Below are 17,946 nucleotides of genomic sequence, written 5' to 3' on the forward strand. Positions count from 1 at the left end.
GCTCGTGACATGAGCACCACGCCCGCGCCCGCCGCCGTGTCTGCTTCGCGAGCCGCAGCGCTCGACGTCCTGCACCGCGTGTGGGGCTACGACGACTTCCGTGGCGAGCAGGCGGCGATCATCGACCAGGTGGTCGCCGGCGGTGACGCCCTGGTGCTCATGCCCACCGGCGGTGGCAAGTCCCTCTGCTACCAGGTGCCGGCGCTCGTGCGCGACGGCGTCGGGGTCGTGGTGTCGCCGCTCATCGCGCTGATGCAGGACCAGGTCGACGCCCTCGCAGCGAACGGGGTCCGTGCCGCCTTCCTCAACTCGACGCAGGGGCCCGACGAGCGTGCCCGGGTCGAGCGCGCGGTCGTCCAGGGCGAGGTCGACATGCTCTACCTCGCGCCCGAGCGGCTCCGGCTCGAGTCCACGCGCGCGCTCCTCGACCGGGCGCGCGTGTCGCTGTTCGCCATCGACGAAGCGCACTGCGTCGCCCAGTGGGGCCACGACTTCCGGCCGGACTACCTCGAGCTGAGCATCCTGCACGAGCGCTGGCCGACCGTGCCCCGGATCGCCCTCACCGCCACGGCGACCCCGCAGACCCACCAGGAGATCTCGGCGCGGCTCGGGCTCGACGACGCCGCACACTTCGTCGCCGACTTCGACCGCCCGAACATCCAGTACCGCATCGAACCGAAGACCGGCGCGCTGCAGCAGCTCCTCACCTTCATCCGCACCGAGCACAGCGGCGACTCGGGCATCGTCTACTGCCTGTCGCGCAAGTCGGTCGAGCGGACCGCGACGGCACTGGCCGAACAGGGCATCCAGGCGCTGCCGTACCACGCAGGGCTCGACGCCCGGGTGCGTGCGCGCAACCAGTCGACCTTCCTGCGCGAGGACGGAATCGTCATGGTCGCGACGATCGCCTTCGGCATGGGCATCGACAAGCCCGACGTCCGGTTCGTGGCGCACCTCGACCTGCCGAAGTCGGTCGAGGGGTACTACCAGGAGACCGGTCGTGCCGGGCGCGACGGACTGCCCTCGACCGCGTGGCTGGCGTACGGCCTGAACGACGTCGTGCAGCAGCGACGGATGATCGACCAGTCCGAGGGCGACGCCGCACACCGTCGGCAGCTCAGCGCCCACCTCGACGCCATGCTCAGCCTGTGCGAGACGATCGAGTGCCGCCGGGTGCGGCTCCTGGCGTACTTCGGGCAGCCGTCCACGGCCTGCGGCAACTGCGACACGTGCATCGCCCCGCCCGAGTCGTGGGACGGCACCGTGCCCGCGCAGAAGCTGCTCTCCACGGTCGTCCGGCTCGAGCGTGAGCGCGGCCAGCGGTACGGCGTCGCCCACCTCGTCGACATCCTGGTCGGCAAGCAGTCGCCGCGCGTGCAGGAGCTGCAGCACGAGTCCCTGGCGACCTTCGGCATCGGTTCCGACCTGTCCGACGGCGAGTGGCGCGCGGTGGCCAGGCAGTTGCTCGCGCAGGGCTACGCCGCGGTCTCGGGCGACGGCTTCGGCACGGTCGTCCTCAGTCCGACGAGCGCCGAGGTCCTGACCGGCAAGGTCCAGGTGCGGATGCGTCGCGACCCGGTGAAGGCGCCGCGGGCGAGCCGGTCCTCTCGTCGGACCGTGGTCACCGACATGCCCCAGCAGGCGGTCGGCCTGTTCGAAGCGCTCCGGGTCTGGCGTGCTGCGCAGGCGCGCGAGCAGGGTGTGCCGGCGTACGTGGTGTTCAACGACGCGACACTCCGCGGTATCGCAGCGGTGCGTCCGGCCGACGTCGACCAGCTCGCCGAGATCTCCGGGGTCGGTGCCGCGAAGCTCGAGCGGTACGGCCGCGCGGTGCTCGACGTCGTCGCGTCCGAGGCCGACTGACTCCGGCTCCGGACGTGCATGCCGCCGTGGGCATGTACTGCTCGCAGGCGTGATTACACTCGGGAGTTCGCCGTCACGACGAGGAGGCCCGGTGTCCGGTTCGACCAAGTTCGCCACCGTGCTGAGTCGCGCCGTGGTGACACCGCTCGCGCGGATGCTCTGGCGACCGAAGATCATCGGACGCCGCAACGTGCCCAAGCGCGGACCGGTGATCCTCGCGAGCAACCACCGCTCCTTCATCGACTCACCGGCGATCACGTTGATGGCACCGCGGAAGGTCGCCTTCCTGGCGAAGCAGGAGTACTTCACCGGCACCGGGTTCCGCGGTGCGGTGTCGCGGGCGTTCTTCGGCGGCATCGGCGCGATCGGCGTCGAGCGTGGTGCGGGGGCCGCGGCACAGCAGGCGCTCGACCTGGGGCTCGCGCGGCTGAACGAGGGCGAGGCCTTCGCGATCTACCCGGAGGGCACCCGCTCCCTGGACGGCCGGATCTACAAGGGCCGCACGGGTGTGGCCTGGCTGGCCCTGACGAGCGGAGCGCCCGTGGTGCCCGTGGCGCTGACGGGCACGCAGGACGTGCAGCCCGTCGGCTCGAAGCTGCCGAAGCTCGCGAAGGTGACGATCGAGTTCGGGAAGCCGATCGACCTGTCCGCGTTCGGCGAGGCCTCGTCCGGACGTGCACGCCGGCACGCGACCGATGCGGTGATGGCGGCGATCCAGGAGCTCAGCGGTCAGGAGCCGGCGAACACCTACAACAACCCGCCGGCGACGATCGTCGAGCGGGTCAAGCGGGCGCTGCAGCCCGATGACCCCACCGCGGCGGCCGTCGATCCCGACTGAAACGGATTTGTCCGGTCACTATTGCACATCTGAAATATCGATGGTTGAATGAGGGACGTGCCGCACGGCACGGATCCCCGACGGGTCGCCCGACAACGGCCCGCAACCACGACTCAGATCGGACGGTCAGCAGCATGTCCTCCACCCCGCTCTTCGACTCCATCGCCCAGCGACGCGACCAGTCAGAGCCGCCGGCCACGAGCACGACCCGGATCCCGACCCCGGCTCGAGCAGCCGCGGCGCCTGCCCCGACCTCACCGATGACCGCTCCTGTCCGTGCCGGCGACTCGACCCTCGTGCCCGCGGCTCTCGTCGCCGCGATCGACGACATCACGGTCCGCGTCACCCCGTCGGTGGTCACCGAGCTCCGTGTGCAGCCCGAGCAGCTCGTCCTGGTCGAGACGGTCGCCGACGCCATCACCCGTGCAGTCGTCGACGCCGTCGCGACCGAACTCGACCGGATCGCCCGCGACGGCGTCGTCCGCGTCTGAGCCCGGCGGTCCCCGAGCGATGACGACGCCCACCGACGGCCTCCCGCTGCGCCCGCGCGGTGCCGAACGGCGGGCCGCGAACCGCTCCCGCACCCGCCGACCCGAAGCGTCCGTGCGGCGCCGTGCCGGGCACGGCATGCGCCCGGACGCCCCCAGAGCCGCCGGGGTGGTGGCTCCCCCTTCCGCCACCCCGGCTTCCCCCTCCTCCTTCCGCAGTTCCGTCTGGCGCGCCCTGCCCGCGACGGCGACCGCCGCGGTGACCTGTCTCTTCGTCGCCGTCGGCTCCCCGCAGACCGCGATGGCATCGACCCCGTCGCCGAGCAGTCCCGTGCTCGGCGTGCAGCAGTTCGTCGCCGACGGTTCCGCCCGGCTCTCCGTCGACCGCGACGGCTTCTCGATCGGCAGGGCCGCTGCCGCCCAGGCCCGCGCGACCGCCGTTGGCTCGTCGGGTGCGGCGGCCCGCCCCACCGTTGGGAGCGTGCCGGCCGCCGGTGGGTTCGGCTCGCGCTGGGTCACCGGGTGCTCCGCCTGCTCGACGAACCACCAGGGCATCGACTTCGCGGCTCCGATCGGCACCACCGTCGTGGCCGCGATGCCCGGCAGTGTCGTCTCCGCCGGGGTCCTGGGTGGGTACGGCAACCAGGTCCTGCTCCAGCACGCCGACGGCACCCAGACCCGGTACGGCCACCTGTCGACGATCGGGGTGCGACCCGGTCAGGTCCTTTCGGCCGGCCAACGCCTCGGCGCCGTCGGCAACACCGGCGTCTCCACCGGGGCACACCTGCACTTCGAGGTCATCGTCGACAGCGTCCCGGTCGACCCGGCCGCCTGGCTGCAGGCCCGCGGGCTCCTCTGACAGCGACGACGGTCGAGCGCGTAGCGTCGGGAACGCCGGGCACCGCGCCCTGGCAGGACGGAGACGCACGTGCGAGTGACGGTGTTGGGAACCGGGGCGATGGGTGCCGGCGTGGCGGGATCACTGCTGCGCGAGGGGCACCAGGTCACGGTCTGGAACCGGAGTGCCGACAAGGCCGCACCGCTCGGTGAGCACGGTGCGACGGTCGCCACGGACCCGGGTGCCGCCGTCGAGCACGCCGAGGTGGTCCTCCTGACCCTCTTCGACACCGACGCCGTGATCGACGTGCTCGAACAGGCCGCCGGAGACGCTCCGACCGACGCCGTGTGGGTGCAGGCGTCCACGATCGGCGTCGACGGCACCGAGACCGTCGTGCAGCTCGCCGCGAAGTACGGCATCACCCTGGTCGAGGCGATGATGCTCGGCACGAAGGCCCCGGCGGAGCAGGGGAAGCTCACCATGCTCGCGGCCGGCCCCGCTGACCAGGTCGACCGCGTCGTCCCGGTGCTCGACGCGATCGGCGCGAAGACCATCCGCGCCGGCGAGCGAGTCGGCGACGGGACCGCGCTCAAGCTCGCGGCCAACGCCTGGATCGCCTCGATCACCGCAGCCACGGGGCAGTCGCTCGCCCTCGCCGCGGCGCTCGGGCTCGACCCGCAGCTGTTCCTCGACGCGATCGACGGCAGCGCGAGCGACTCGGCCTACGCGCACACCAAGGGCGCGGCGATCATCGCGGGGGAGTTCCCGGCGCAGTTCGCGCTCGACGGGCTGCGGAAGGACATCGGCCTCATCGCCGAGGCCGCGCGGGCGAACGACGTGTCCACCACACTCCTCGACGCCCTCGGTCGCGTCTACGCCGACGCGAGTGCGGCTGGGCACGGCGGCGACGACATCGCGGCGGTCGGCACCGCCTTCTGAATCGACGCGCGAGTCGACGCGTCAGCCGACGCGTCAGTCGACGCGTCAGCCGCGGCGGAGGAACCGTCGCAGCCGTGCCGTGAGCCGTCCCACGGCCTCGTCGTTCATGGTGTTCGCCAGGTCGAAGGCCTCGCGCGTCGGATCGGCCCCGCCCTGGATCCGTCGGAGTGCGGCGTCGGCGCGGGCCCGGGAGTCGAGTTCGGCGAACGGCATGTCGTCCTCGGGGTCGTGCGTGCCGCGAGGGTCCATGGACAGCAGGTTACGCGCGGCGGAGCGTGCGGGCGCCCGCGTCGACGTCGTCGACCACGCGGACCATCTCGTCGAGGAAGTCCACGACGACGGCCATCTCGTCGGACGGCACGTGCTCGGTGACCTCGAGGGCACGGGCGTCGAGTTCCTCGATCACGCGCAGGGCGTGGCCCATCGACGTCCCCGTCGCGGTGAGGATCACGCCGCGGCGGTCGATCGGGTCCTGGTGCCGCTCGACGTGGCCGCTGCGGACCAGCCGGTCGACGAGTGCCGAGGTCGACGCCGCCGTGATCTCGAGGCGCTCGGCCAGGTCCTTCGCGTTGACGGTCCGGCCGTCGTGCTCGGCGTCGATGAGGACCCGCAGTGCGAGAAGCGCGTTCTCGCCGATGCCCAGGGCTTCACGAGCCCGACGCTGCGCGGCGCTCTCGGCGGTGCGGTACCGGCGCAGGGCGTTCAGGACGTCGACGGCGGTGACCGGGGAGTCCTCGTACCAGAACCCCGCGGTGCTGGTCAGGACCTCGGACGTCATCCTGCAATGCTAGACGCTCTAGTTAGATTGTCTAGCGAGGGGTCGGTATCGCGGCGGAGACCCAGGCCCGTGCGCGGACATCGGACACTGCAACACCCGTGACGCGGCACCGAAACACTCCCGCAACGCCCGCTGGTTAGGTTCTGGGGATGCAGGAGCAGCCGTGCTGAGCCGACTCGCGGGGAACGTCTTCCACGTGGGGAGCGCGGTCGAGCGCACCGACGTGGTCGCACGCCTGCTCGACGTCTACGTCGCCCGACGCGAACCCGGCACCGTCGAGGACGACCGGGCCGTCGCCGCGGAGCTCCGTTCGGTGGTGGGGACCGCCGGACCGGCGAACGACGCCGACCGGTCCGCGACCATCGACGCCCTGGCGCTGGACCGCCACGAGCCGGCGTCCATCGCCGCCGCGGTCGCCGTCGCGCGGGACCACGCCCGTCGAGCCCGCGAGGTCGTCTCGAGCGAACTCTGGGACTGCCTCGACGTCACCCGTTCGCGCATGCCGCGCAAGATCGCCCCGGGCCGCGCGCACGAGTTCCTCGGCTGGGCTCGGGAACGGAGCGCCCTCGCGATCGGCGTGGTCGAGGGGGACGCCAGTCGCGACGAGGTCTGGGAGTTCTTCACCCTCGGCCGCTCCCTGACCCGGGTCGCCTCGACCGCCCGGCTACTCGCCTCGGGGTTGCTCGAACCGGACTCGGTCACCTCGTGGACGGCGGCGCTCCGGGCCTGCGGTGCGGGCGAGGCCTTCCTGCGTGGCCGGGACCACCATCCGGTGCCGGACGACGCCGCGGCGTTCCTGCTCCTGGACGAGCACAGTCCGCGGTCGCTGCGCTTCACCGTCCGACGGGCCGCCGAGTGCCTGGCCGACGTGGCTCCGTCCTGCGTCGCGGAGGAAGTCGCGGCGTTCTCCGCCGCCCGCGACCGGCTCGAGGCCGTCCCGACGGACGCGGCCCTCGGCGTCGTCGGCGATGCCGGCGACCGGCTCGCGGCCGCAGCGGACCGCGTCACCGCGGCGCTCGACGAGCGCGTCTTCGCGGTGACCGAACCCGCGCACTGATCGCGGCCCTGGACCGGACCGGTGACGGCCGGGAGGCCCGTGGCGGGCCCGACCCGTGCCTCCCGTCCGCCACGCGAAAGCGTCAGACACCCGCCAACGGTTCGCGGAGATCTGTCGCTTTCGCGAGATGGACGCTGCCGCGTCGCGGAGATCTGTCGCGTTCGCGGAGTGGACGCGTCAGACGGCGCTGGAGCGGTCGGCGACCGCCTCTTCCCGCTCGAACTCCTGGCGGAGCGCGGCGCGCGAGGCGCGGGTGCCGACCACCGGCATCGCGTGCGTGACCGCGAGGTGCAGGCGGGTGTCCGCGTCGTACCGGAGCCGGAGGCGCTGGAAGCGGACGAGCCAGACGATCGCGATGGCGAGCGCGACGAAGCCCGACGCCGCTCCGACCGCGATGGCCCAGCGGGGACCCCACGCGTCCGCGATGGCACCGACGATCGGGGCGCCGATGGGGGTGCCGCCCGCGAAGATCGCCATGTAGAGCGCCATCACGCGGCCGCGCATGGCGGGCTTCGTGGTGGTCTGGACCAGGGCGTTCGCGGTGGTCATGAAGGTCAGCGCCGCGAGTCCGACGAACACCAGGACGAACGCGAACGTCCAGTACGTGGGCGCGAGGGCGGCAGCTGTGCACGCCAGGCCGAAGCCCCCGGCGGCGAGCACCAGCGTGCGCATCCGCGGCTTGTCCCGGCGGGCGGACATCAGGGCGCCGAACACCGATCCGATCGCCATCACCGAGTTGAGCAGGCCGAACTCGCCGGCGCCCTGGTGGAACTCGACGCGCGCCATCGTCGAGGTGAAGATCGGGAAGTTCACGCCGAACGTGCCGACGACGAAGATCATGCAGAGCACGACGATGATGTCCGGCCGGGTCCGCACGTACCGGAAGCCGGCGACGATCTGCCCCTTGCCGCGGCCGGCGTGCACCCGCTCGGCGAGCTGCGCGGGGTCGACGAAGCGCAGGGCGATGAGAACCGCCAGGAACGAGCCGGCGTTGATGACGAACACCCAGCCGGAGCCGATGGCGGCGATGAGCACGCCGGCGACCGCGGGGCCGATCAGGCGGGCGGCGTTGAACGAGGCGGAGTTCAGTGCGACGGCGTTCGCGACGTTCTCGCCCTGCACGACGTCGGAGACGAACGCCTGGCGGATCGGGGTGTCGAACGCGGCGACGATGCCGAGCGCGAGGGCGAAGCCGTACAGCGCGAGCAGCGTCGCGGTGTGCGTGAGGACCATGACACCGAGGCCCAGCCCGAGCAGGCCCATCAGTGCCTGGGTGAGCATGAGCATCTTGCGACGGTCGAAGCGGTCGGCGGCGAGGCCGGTCAGGGGGAGGAGCAGCAGCTGCGGGCCGAACTGCAGCGCCATCGTGATCCCCACCGCGACGGCGTCGTTGTCGGAGAGCTGGGTCAGGACGATCCAGTCCTGGGCGGTGCGCTGCATCCAGGTACCGACGTTCGACACCAGGGCACCGGCGAACCAGATGCGGTAGTTGCGTCCGGCGAGGGAGCGGAACATGGCGGTCACTGCTGGGCCAGCCTCCTCATGATCTCGGTGGCGTCGGCGAGGGTGGCGCGCTCGACGGGGGTGAGTGCGGCGAGCCGCGGGGTGAGCCAGCCGTCACGGCGGCGACGGGTCTCCTCGACGAACGCGGCTCCGGCCGGGGTGGCGCAGAGGACGACCTTGCGCCGGTCGTCGTCGTGGCCGCCCTTGGACACCAGGCCACGCTCGACCAGCACCGCGATGGTCTTCGTCATCGAGGGCGGGGTGACGCCGTCCTGGCGGCTCAGGTCGGCGAGGGTCATCGCGCCGTCGCGGTGGAGCCGGGCGAGCGCCGCGAACTGGGCGTCGGTGACGGTCGTGTCGGCCTTCTGCGCGCGGAGCGTCCGGGACAGCCGGTTCACGGCGATGCGGAGGTCGGTGGCGTCGGTCACAGGTCGTTAGCCTAGCTCATTAGTTCAGTGAACGAACTGGTTTTTGGGTGTACCGTTGTCCTGGACAACAGGTGTTGTTCAGAGAGAAGGAATCATGTCCGAGTTCGAGGGCAAGGTCGCCATCGTCACCGGTGGTGGCAGCGGCATCGGCGAGTCCGTCGCGAAGGAGCTCGCCGCGGCGGGTGCCACGGTCGTCGTCACCGACATCAAGCTCGACGCTGCCCAGCGGGTCGCGTCCGAGATCACGGAGGCCGGCGGCACCGCCAGCGCGTTCGAGGCCAACTCCGCCGTCGCCGCCGACAACGAGCGCATGGTCCAGTACGCCGTCGAGACGTACGGCGCGCTGCACCTCGCCGTGAACAACGCCGGCATCGGCGCCGCCCCGCAGAAGATCGGCGAGTACGACATCGCCGCCTGGGACCGCGTCCGTGCGGTCGACCTCGACGGTGTCTTCTACGGCCTCCGCTACGAGCTGCCCGCGATGGTCGCCGCCGGTGGTGGCTCGATCGTGAACATGGCGTCGGTGCTCGGCACGGTCGGCATCGCGCAGAACGCCGCGTACGTCGCGTCGAAGCACGCCCTGGCCGGCCTGACCAAGGTCGCCGCGCTCGAGTACTCGGCGCAGGGTGTCCGCACCAACGCCGTGGGCCCGGGCTTCATCGACACCCCGCTGCTCCGCAACGCCATGACGCCCGAGGCCATCTCGGCGCTGGAAGAGGAGCACGCCACGAAGCGTCTCGGCACCGACAAGGAGGTCGCCGCGCTCGTCCTGTTCCTGCTGAGCGACAAGGCCTCGTTCATCACGGGCAGCTACCACCTGGTCGACGGCGGCTACAGCGCGCACTGAGGTCGGGTGCGTACCCGGTCGAAACCGGCGTACCTGGTCGGAAGTTCTGACCAGGTACGCCCGCTTCCGCTTCCCACCGCGGGGGCGATGGGAAGGAACGTCCTAGTGGAACTGGGGGATCGTGAGCCAGATGCCCGCGAGGACGGCTGCCGCACAGACCGCGAAGCACAGGACGGCACCCGCCAGTGCTGCCGGCGGCGTGTGCCCGGACCGCGGAGTCTCCTCGGAGTACTGGGTGCGCTCGCCGCCGGTGTCGAGTGGCTGCCCCGTACCGAGCAGCCGCAGGCCGAGCGTGTAGACGAGCACGATGCCCACCGCGGCCACGAAGCCGACGCCCGCGACCAGGCCGATGCTCGTGAAGTCGATCTCCATCGTCGTTCCCCTCAGTTCTGCGCGCCGGCCGGCTGCGGCTCGGCCTGGTCGGTGGGTTCGGTCGATCCGGCGGCGACGTCGTCGTGCGAGATCGGCTTGTGCTTGGCCAGGACGGAGAAGGTCAGCCCGCCGGCCAGGGCGAGCACCGCCACCAGCACGAGGCCGACCGCCGAGGTCGAGGCGAGCCAGGTCGCCAAGCCGCCGACCACCGCGGCCGCGGGCAACGTGATCACCCACGCGACGACGATGCGGCCGACGACCGACCAGTGCACGTCGGCGAGCTTCTTGCCGAGCCCGGACCCGATCACCGAACCGCTGGTGACGTGCGTCGTCGACAGGGCGAAGCCGAGGTGCGACGAGATGAGGATCGTCGCGGCGGAACTCGTCTCGGCCGCGAAGCCCTGCGGCGACTGCACGTCGGAGATCTTCTTGCCGACCGTCTGCATGATCCGCCACCCGCCCGTGTAGGTACCGAGGCCGATCGCGAGTCCGCAGGCCAGGATCACCCAGAGTGCCGGCCCGGTCCCGCTGTCCTGGTAGTTCGCGGCGATGAGCGTCAGCGTGATGACACCCATCGTCTTCTGCGCGTCGTTGGTGCCGTGCGCGAGCGACACCAGCGACGCCGAGACGGTCTGCCCGTGCCGGAAGCCCGTCGCCGCACCGTGCGTCGTGGCGTTCTTCGTGAGCACGTACGCCAGGTAGGTCGCCACCAGGGCGATGACCCCGGCGATGACCGGGGAGAGCAGCGCCGGCAGCACGACCTTCGACACCACCGTCGCCCAGTCGACCGAGTTCAGCCCGGCGCCGATGATCGATGCGCCGATCAGCCCACCGAACAGCGCGTGCGTCGACGACGAGGGCAGCCCGAGGTACCACGTGGCGAGGTTCCAGAGGACCGCGCCCACCAGCCCGGCGAAGATCATCGTGGGGGAGATGTGGACGCCGTCCTGGCCCTCGCGGATGATGCCCTGCGAGACGGTCTTGGCGACCTCGGTGGAGAGGAACGCGCCGACCACGTTGAGGACGGCGGAGATGAGCACGGCGGTCCGGGGCTTGAGCGCCCCGGTGGCGACCGACGTGGCCATGGCGTTGGCGGTGTCGTGGAACCCGTTCGTGAAGTCGAACACGAGGGCCACCACGATCACGAGCACGACGATGACGAGGACGTCCATGCCGGGGACGGTAGGCCCGCCCCGAAGCCCCTGCGTGAACGCCGGATGAACAGGTCCGTGGGGGTGCCTGTCTGCGAGGATGGCAGCGTCTGCGAAACTGCGGGTGTGCCCACCTTCTCCGCAGCGCGAGGCGACGCCTCGTTCACCGACGCCCACGGCGTCGAGATCGTCTACTCGACCTGGCGAGCGGCGCGCCCCAAGGGCATCGTGCAGATCGCGCACGGCGTCGGCGAGCACGGGCTGCGGTACGAGCCCCTGGCGCAGGACCTCGTGCGTGCCGGGTACACCGTGCACGCGAACGACCACCGCGGGCACGGGCGCACCGGCCTCGGCCAGTGGGACGGCGACCACGCCAAGCTCGGTCGGCTCGGCCCCGGCGGACTGCGCGCCGCGATCGCCGCAGTCGAGCAGATGGGGGAGGTCGCCCGCGCGGACACCCCCGGCGTGCCCCTGGTCCTGCTCGGGCATTCGTGGGGCTCGCTCATGGCGCAGCGGATCGTGAACAGCTCGTCGGAGTCGTGGGACGGGGTCGTGCTCTCCGCCACCGCCTACCGGCTGCCCGGCTGGATGAACAGCGGCGACCTCAACGCGCGGCACGCGGGCTCCGGTCCGACCAAGTTCGAGTGGCTCACCCGCGACCGGAAGATCATCGACGCGATGTCCGTCGACCCGCTCGCCGTCGAGGCCGACGTCATCGGCCTGTTCGGCCTGCCCGACACGCTCCGGCTGCTCGGGGTCCCGCGGCGAGGGATCCCGCACGACCTGCCCGTGCTGCTGCAGGTCGGGTCCGACGACGCCCTCGGTGGGCCGCGGTCAGTCGAGCGGCTGGCACAGGCCTACCGGCGGCGCGGACGACTGTCCGACGTCACGGTGCAGGTCTACGAGGGCGCGCGGCACGAGGTCTACAACGAGACGAACCGTGACGAGGTCGTGGCCGACCTGGTCGCGTGGCTGGACCGGGTGACGGCGCGCGCGTCCTGAGACGGTACCGGCTGGCGGACGGGAGGCCCGTGGCGGCGCCGACCCGCGCCTCCAGTCCGACAGGTGGCGGGCGTAGGCTCGACGCGTGCACGGTGAGTACAAGGTCCCAGGTGGAAAACTGGTCGTCGTCGACCTCGACGTGGTGGACGGGGACATCCAGGAGTTCCGGCTCGCCGGCGACTTCTTCCTCGAACCCGACGATGCGCTGCCGCTCATCGACGCGGCCGTCAACGGATTGCCGTCGACGACCGACGCCGCCGGCATCGCCGCGGCCGTGCGTGCCGCGCTCCCCGCCGACGCCGTGCTGCTCGGCTTCACACCCGAGTCCGTCGGGGTCGCCGTCCGCCGCGCGCTGTCCCGAGCGTCGTCGTGGCAGGACTACGACTGGCAGGTCATCCACGAGGGTCCGATCAGCCCGAACGAGCACCTCGCGCTCGACCAGGTGCTGACCGAGGAAGTCGGCGCCGGGCGCCGCGGTCCGACCCTGCGCATCTGGGAGTGGGACCAGCCCGCCGTCGTCATCGGGTCGTTCCAGTCGCTGAAGAACGAGGTCGACCCGGCCGGTGCCGAGAAGTTCGGCGTGCAGGTCGTCCGGCGGATCTCCGGCGGCGGCGCGATGTTCATGGACGCCGGCGCGATCATCTCCTACTCGCTCTACGTCCCCGCGGACCTGGTGCAGGGCATGACGTTCGCGGACTCCTACGCCTACCTGGACGAGTGGGTGATCGAGGCGCTGAAGTCCCTCGGCATCGACGCGTACTACCAGCCGCTCAACGACATCACCTCGGCCAAGGGCAAGATCGGCGGCGCTGCGCAGAAGCGCCTCGGCACCGGATCCCTGCTCCACCACGCCACGATGAGCTACGACATGGACGGCGAGAAGATGGTCCAGGTGCTGCGGATCGGGCGCGAGAAGATGAGCGACAAGGGGACGACGTCGGCCGCGAAGCGCGTGGACCCGCTGCGCTCGCAGACCGGGCTGTCTCGCGCCGAGATCATCGACCGGCTGGTCGGCACGTTCACGAAGCTGTACGGGGCGACTCCCGGCGCGGTGACCGATGCCGAGCGCGAGAAGGCGCAGGAGCTCGTGCGCACGAAGTTCGCGACGAAGGAGTGGCTCGAGCGCGTGCCCTGAGCGGGCACTGCCCCTGAGCGAGCTCGTGGTGGGCGGCCGGAGCAGAGGGGGGACGCTCCGGCCGCCGCTCGACCAGTGTGACGACCGAGTCCATGAACCACAGGTGCGGATCATGAGAATCCCCCGCGCGGCTGATGTCGTGGCCGGATCGTCCACGTAGCGTCGCTCGCGTGAACTGGTTGATCTTCCTGGGGGCGGTGGCCGCCGTGGCCGTCGTGGTGTGGATCGCCGATCGCGTGGGGTGGATCGACCTGTCGAACAAGTCCACGCGCAGCGGCGGATCCGGAGGCATCGGCGGGATGCTGGACGAGGTGTTCGCGCCGACCCGCCACGAAACGCAAGCCGAGTACGAACGGCAGTCGCGCCTCCCGAAGGAGGCACCGTCACCGGCGGACGACGACCACGACCTGCTCAGCGGCAGCGTGCTCATCAAGGTGCCGACGGTGCGGAGCGCCGGTCGGCACGAAGCGCGCGTCGGGACGCACGACCGGTCCTACTGACCGGACGGCGCTCGCTCGCCGCTCTCGTCAGCGCGTCGTGAGTTCCTGGTAGTCCGGGTGTCGCTCGATCCACGCGCGGACGTAGCTGCACTGCGGCACGACCCGGAGGCTGCTGTCGCGCACGTCGTCGAGCGCGTGCTGCACGAGGATCGACGCGTGCCCGCCACCGCGGTGCGACGGGTCGACCTCGGTGTGGACGAAGCGGATCTCGTCGCCGTCGACCTCGTACGCCGCGAAGCCGATGACCTCGCCGTCCTCGACCAGGGAGTACTGCTGCTTGTCGGTGTCGTTGCGGACCTCGGGTGCTGCCATGCGCCGAGGCTACGCCGCGAGGCCGAGTCGCCGCTGGCTGCGCTTGCTGCGCTTTCCTGCGCGGGGACCGGTGCGTCGCCGCTGGCTGCGCCAGAATGGTCCCGTGCACACGGGAGACGACCGAGGCCCGGACCGAGTCGTCCTCGGCGACGCCCTCGACGTGACCCCGGCGCTCGCCGACGAGACGTTCACCATCGTGTACCTCGACCCGCCGTTCAACACGGGGCGGTACCAGCGGCGGCATGCTTCGTCCGCAGTGCCGAGCGCCGACGGGCCGGTGATGGGGTTCCACGGACGGACCTACGAGCGGGTCCGCGGTGACCTGATGCGGTTCGACGACCGGTTCGAGGACTACTGGACGTTCCTCGAGCCGCGACTGATCGAGGCCTGGCGACTCCTCACCACCGACGGCACCCTGTACCTGCACCTCGACTACCGCGAGTCGCACTACGCCAAGGTCCTGCTCGACGCGCTGTTCGGCCGCGAGTCGTTCCTGAACGAGATCGTCTGGGCCTACGACTACGGCGCCAAGTCCAAGTCGCGGTGGCCGACCAAGCACGACACGATCCTGGTCTACGTGAAGGACCCGTCGCAGTACTGGTTCGACTCGTCGGCGGTCGATCGCGAGCCGTACATGGCGCCGGGGCTCGTCACTGCGGAGAAGCGGGAGCGCGGCAAGCTCCCCACCGACGTCTGGTGGCACACGATCGTGTCGCCGACCGGCAAGGAGAAGACCGGCTACCCGACGCAGAAGCCCGAGGGGGTGTTGCGGCGGATCGTGCAGGCCTCGTCGCGCGAGGGGGACTGGGTGCTCGACTTCTTCGCGGGCAGCGGGACGACCGGCGCGGTGGCCTCGGCGCTCGGGCGGCGGTACGTGCTCGTCGACGACAACCCGGCCGCGGTCGAGGTCATGCGGAAGCGGTTGCCGGCGGCCTCGTTCGAGGTGGCGGGTGCGGGGCCGGGTGGTCGCGCGGGCGAGGTGCCGGTGGGCTGACGGGCGCGGCGGGCTGACGGGCGCGGTGGTGGTGGCGCTTGGGTGCATGCGCGGGTGCGCGTGGGTGGTGGCGGCCGCACGTGGGTGCATGCGGGTGCATCGTGCGACGTTCCACGAGGTGATCGACGCGTGTCCTGTCGGAACATGCACACGCACACGATGCGGGCGCATGCTGCGACGTTCCACGAGGTGATCGACCCGTGGATCGTCGGAACATGCACACGCACCGAGGGCGCGCGGTGCGACATCCTCGACGTCGTACGACATCGAGGACGACGCAACCGCGCGCCCGCAACGGTTGCACGCGCGCAGAGACGACAAGGTCGACGTCGTGCGACGTCGACCCTGTCGTTCCGAGTCGGCAGGGCAGGCCTGCGCCTGCCTGCGCCCGCGCCTACTCGGCCGAGTGCCGCCCGTGCGGGTGCGCCTCGTCCGCGTCGTCCAGCCGGGAGGCCCGGCTCGCCTCCGCAGCGTCGGCCCCGGTCGCACGGGCGCCGGCGTCCACCACCGGGGCAGCGTGCGCAGCCCGGGTCCGGATCGCACCGGTCGTCGTCGGAGGTTCGTCCACGGGCGCAGCCGCCGAGTGGGCGCCGTGCGTCGTGGCGTCGGGCAGCGGCGCGCGAGTGCCGTCCGTGGCGACGTCGTTCGGCGGCACGTCGTTCGGCAGCACCGACACGTCTGACGATCCGGCCGCGCGTGCTGAACGGGGCTGGGCGGGCACGTCGGGCGAGGTCGGCACCGAGTCCGACGACGCGATCGCAGCCGAACCCGATCCGGTGCCGGCAGCAACCGCACCCGCACCGGCTGCCGCAGCGTCGGCATCAGCGGTCCGTGCGGCGTCCGCCTGCTCCTGCAGCGCCGACGTCTTGCGCAGCGGCGGCACCCGGAAGAACCAGGTCAGTACGAACGCGAGCAGGATCACCGCGAGGCCGACGTAGTACACGCGCACGGCCGAGTCGCTGAAACCGACCAGGAACGGACGGGTGAGTCGCTTGTCCGCGCCGTTCAGGAACGAGGTGTCGCTCGTCGCCGCGGAACCGGACGAGCTCGCACTCGAGTCGCCGCTCTTCAGCTGCTTGATGAGCGTCGGGGCGACCTCGTCGACGACGTTCTCGCGTTGTGCCTTGTCCGAGTAGTCGACCTGCAGCGTGCCGTCGACGACGGTCGCGTTGGCCTTGGCCGCAGCTGTCTCGAGGGCCTGCTGCTCGGCGGCCGGCTTGGCGTCGTCGACCTGCTGGGCGATGACGGTGTCGGCTGCGGCGGCGGGGAGCTTGCCGGCCGCGACCTGCTGCTGCACGGCGGCCGTGACCTGCTTCGTGACGGCAGCGTCGGCGGCTTCCTTCGCCTGCACGGCGCCGTCGTTCAGACCGTCCTGCACGTTCTTCTGCACGGGATCGACGATCTTCGTCCAGATCTGGTCCATCACGCCCTTGTTCTCGGACGCGTTCGCGACCGAGGGGGTGAGCGCGGCGTTGAGGGCGCTCTTCAGGTCGGTCTCGTTCTGCATCGCCGCGGTGATGTTCGTCGGCATCAGGGTGAACAGGACGGACAGCAGCACGGCGGTGCCCATGGTGCCGCCGATCTGCCGGAAGAACGTCGCGGCGCTGGTGGCGACACCGATGTCCCGCGGGGACACCGAGTTCTGCGCCGCGAGGGTCAGCGTCTGCATGAGCTGCCCGAGCCCGAGGCCGATGCCGAACATGCCGAGCATCAGGAACCAGAGGGGGCGGTCGGCGGTCAGGAAGGTCAGGACCGTGAAGCCGATGGCCGTGAACGCCGTGCCCGTGATAGGGAAGACCTGGTAGTTGCCGGTCCGCGAGATGATCTGGCCCGAGGCGATCGACGAGATCATCAGACCGAGCACCATCGGGAGCATCGCGAACCCGGACTCGGTCGGGGTGACGCCCTTCACGATCTGCAGGTACAGCGGGATGGTCAGCATCGCGCCGAACATGCCGAAGCCGACGAGCACCGACAAGATCGCGGACATCGAGAACACCCGCGAGCCGAACAGCTTCATCGGCAGGATCGCGTCGCTGCCCATCGCCCGTTCGACGATGATGAACGCGATCAGGCCGGCTGCACCGATGCCGTAGCAGGCGAAGGCGCCGGGGGAGCTCCAGCCCCACTCGCGACCCTGCTCGGCGATGAGCAGCAACGGCACGAGGGTGACGATGACGAGCGTCGCACCCCACCAGTCGATCCGGGGCTTGCCACGGTCACCGAACTTCGGCAGGTGCAGGAACGTCAGCACCATGAACAGCGCGATGACGCCGATCGGCACGTTGATCAGGAACACCCAGCGCCAGCCGGAGATGAACAGCAGCTCGCTCGCGCCGGCGAAGACGCCACCGACGAGCGGGCCGATCACGGACGAGATGCCGAAGACGGCCAGGAAGTAGCCCTGGTACTTCGCCCGCTCGCGGGGGGCGAGCATGTCGCCCATGATCGCCAGCGGCAGGGACATCAGGCCACCGGCACCGAGACCCTGCAGCGCACGGAACCCGGCGAGCATGAGCATCGAGGTCGAGAACGACGCGAGGAACGACCCGACGATGAAGATGCCGATCGCCGTGATGAACAGCGGCCGCCGACCGAAGATGTCGGAGAGCTTGCCGTAGATCGGCGTCGTCACGGTCGAGGCGATCAGGTACCCGGTGGTGACCCAGGCCTGCTGGTCGAGGCCGTGCAGGTCGTCACCGATGGTGCGGATCGCGGTGCCGACGATCGTCTGGTCGAGGGCTCCGAGGAACATCCCGGCCATCAGGCCGTAGATCACCAACAGGATCTGTCGGTGGTTCATCACGACGTTGGACGCCGTGGTGGGGGCCGCGGGTGCGGTCGCCGTCTGGGTCATGAGCAGGGTCTCCTGGTACCGATGCGCTGGCGAAACGATTTTTG

General features: G+C 71.0%; 19 protein-coding genes. 11 read left to right on the forward strand and 8 right to left on the reverse strand.

All coding sequences use genetic code 11. The features are described 5' to 3' along the window. The first annotated feature begins 9 nt into the window (after positions 1-9). From recQ to EDF40_RS02140, 5 genes are all read left to right on the forward strand, one after another. On the forward strand, positions 10-1,863 hold the full coding sequence (recQ, locus tag EDF40_RS02120; protein WP_123340163.1) for a DNA helicase RecQ: 1,854 nt from the start codon (positions 10-12) through the stop codon (positions 1,861-1,863). A gap of 91 nt (positions 1,864-1,954) precedes the next feature. Continuing rightward, positions 1,955-2,701 carry a 1-acyl-sn-glycerol-3-phosphate acyltransferase gene (locus tag EDF40_RS02125; RefSeq protein WP_123340164.1) on the forward strand — a complete coding sequence of 249 codons (747 nt, stop codon included), beginning with the start codon at positions 1,955-1,957 and terminating at the stop codon, positions 2,699-2,701. A 134-nt stretch (positions 2,702-2,835) separates the two neighbouring features. Next, positions 2,836-3,192: a hypothetical protein gene (locus EDF40_RS02130; protein WP_123340165.1), complete on the forward strand. Its 357-nt coding sequence runs from the start codon at positions 2,836-2,838 to the stop codon at positions 3,190-3,192. Positions 3,193-3,211: 19 nt separating this feature from the next. After that, positions 3,212-4,048 (forward strand): M23 family metallopeptidase, encoded by an 837-nt coding sequence (locus EDF40_RS02135; RefSeq protein ID WP_123340166.1) that lies wholly within the window; start codon positions 3,212-3,214, stop codon positions 4,046-4,048. Between the two features lie 81 nt (positions 4,049-4,129). Further along, positions 4,130-4,966, forward strand: coding sequence for an NAD(P)-dependent oxidoreductase (locus EDF40_RS02140; RefSeq protein ID WP_123340260.1), 837 nt, complete (start codon positions 4,130-4,132; stop codon positions 4,964-4,966). Between the two features lie 45 nt (positions 4,967-5,011). Here EDF40_RS02140 and EDF40_RS02145 read toward each other — a convergent pair whose 3' ends face one another. Both EDF40_RS02145 and EDF40_RS02150 read right to left on the reverse strand, forming a co-directional pair. Next, a complete protein-coding gene (locus EDF40_RS02145) occupies positions 5,012-5,215 on the reverse strand; it encodes a hypothetical protein (protein WP_123340167.1) in 204 nt (67 codons plus the stop codon). A gap of 10 nt (positions 5,216-5,225) precedes the next feature. Further along, on the reverse strand, positions 5,226-5,744 hold the full coding sequence (locus EDF40_RS02150; protein WP_123340168.1) for a MarR family winged helix-turn-helix transcriptional regulator: 519 nt from the start codon (positions 5,742-5,744) through the stop codon (positions 5,226-5,228). Positions 5,745-5,907: 163 nt separating this feature from the next. On the opposite strand from EDF40_RS02150, the gene EDF40_RS02155 reads away from it, so the two are divergent. After that, entirely contained in the window at positions 5,908-6,801 is an 894-nt protein-coding gene (locus EDF40_RS02155) for an alpha-E domain-containing protein (protein WP_165901043.1), read from the forward strand. A gap of 177 nt (positions 6,802-6,978) precedes the next feature. Here EDF40_RS02155 and EDF40_RS02160 read toward each other — a convergent pair whose 3' ends face one another. Both EDF40_RS02160 and EDF40_RS02165 read right to left on the reverse strand, forming a co-directional pair. Continuing rightward, complete coding sequence (locus EDF40_RS02160; RefSeq protein WP_323742911.1) at positions 6,979-8,325, reverse strand: MFS transporter; 1,347 nt, start codon at positions 8,323-8,325, stop codon at positions 6,979-6,981. Beyond that, a complete protein-coding gene (locus EDF40_RS02165) occupies positions 8,322-8,732 on the reverse strand; it encodes a MarR family winged helix-turn-helix transcriptional regulator (protein ID WP_111085532.1) in 411 nt (136 codons plus the stop codon). Before EDF40_RS02165 ends, EDF40_RS02160 begins: the two co-directional genes overlap by 4 nt. A 94-nt stretch (positions 8,733-8,826) precedes the next feature. On the opposite strand from EDF40_RS02165, the gene EDF40_RS02170 reads away from it, so the two are divergent. Next, positions 8,827-9,579, forward strand: a complete 753-nt coding sequence (locus EDF40_RS02170) for an SDR family NAD(P)-dependent oxidoreductase (RefSeq protein ID WP_123340171.1) — start codon at positions 8,827-8,829, stop codon at positions 9,577-9,579. A gap of 102 nt (positions 9,580-9,681) precedes the next feature. Here the strand turns inward: EDF40_RS02170 and EDF40_RS02175 are convergent, their stop codons facing one another. Together EDF40_RS02175 and EDF40_RS02180 are read right to left on the reverse strand one after the other, a co-directional pair. Continuing rightward, positions 9,682-9,951 (reverse strand): hypothetical protein, encoded by a 270-nt coding sequence (locus EDF40_RS02175; RefSeq protein WP_123293687.1) that lies wholly within the window; start codon positions 9,949-9,951, stop codon positions 9,682-9,684. An 11-nt stretch (positions 9,952-9,962) separates the two neighbouring features. After that, positions 9,963-11,123 carry an inorganic phosphate transporter gene (locus EDF40_RS02180; protein WP_123340172.1) on the reverse strand — a complete coding sequence of 387 codons (1,161 nt, stop codon included), beginning with the start codon at positions 11,121-11,123 and terminating at the stop codon, positions 9,963-9,965. 105 nt (positions 11,124-11,228) lie between these two features. On the opposite strand from EDF40_RS02180, the gene EDF40_RS02185 reads away from it, so the two are divergent. From EDF40_RS02185 to EDF40_RS02195, 3 genes are all read left to right on the forward strand, one after another. Further along, a complete protein-coding gene (locus EDF40_RS02185; protein ID WP_123340173.1) occupies positions 11,229-12,104 on the forward strand; it encodes an alpha/beta hydrolase in 876 nt (291 codons plus the stop codon). A gap of 85 nt (positions 12,105-12,189) precedes the next feature. Then, a complete protein-coding gene (locus EDF40_RS02190) occupies positions 12,190-13,239 on the forward strand; it encodes a biotin/lipoate A/B protein ligase family protein (protein ID WP_123340174.1) in 1,050 nt (349 codons plus the stop codon). Between the two features lie 170 nt (positions 13,240-13,409). Continuing rightward, positions 13,410-13,739, forward strand: coding sequence for a hypothetical protein (locus EDF40_RS02195; RefSeq protein WP_123340175.1), 330 nt, complete (start codon positions 13,410-13,412; stop codon positions 13,737-13,739). A gap of 27 nt (positions 13,740-13,766) precedes the next feature. On the opposite strand, the gene EDF40_RS02200 is transcribed toward EDF40_RS02195, so the two are convergent. Next, entirely contained in the window at positions 13,767-14,051 is a 285-nt protein-coding gene (locus tag EDF40_RS02200; RefSeq protein WP_123340176.1) for a GNAT family N-acetyltransferase, read from the reverse strand. Between the two features lie 103 nt (positions 14,052-14,154). On the opposite strand from EDF40_RS02200, the gene EDF40_RS02205 reads away from it, so the two are divergent. Further along, on the forward strand, positions 14,155-15,045 hold the full coding sequence (locus EDF40_RS02205) for a site-specific DNA-methyltransferase (RefSeq protein ID WP_185002679.1): 891 nt from the start codon (positions 14,155-14,157) through the stop codon (positions 15,043-15,045). Between the two features lie 394 nt (positions 15,046-15,439). Here EDF40_RS02205 and EDF40_RS02210 read toward each other — a convergent pair whose 3' ends face one another. Continuing rightward, positions 15,440-17,902 (reverse strand): MDR family MFS transporter, encoded by a 2,463-nt coding sequence (locus tag EDF40_RS02210; protein WP_123340177.1) that lies wholly within the window; start codon positions 17,900-17,902, stop codon positions 15,440-15,442. Positions 17,903-17,946 lie beyond the last annotated feature (44 nt).

This window comes from Curtobacterium sp. PhB170 (genome assembly GCF_003752345.1).
Classification (GTDB): Bacteria; Actinomycetota; Actinomycetes; order Actinomycetales; family Microbacteriaceae; genus Curtobacterium.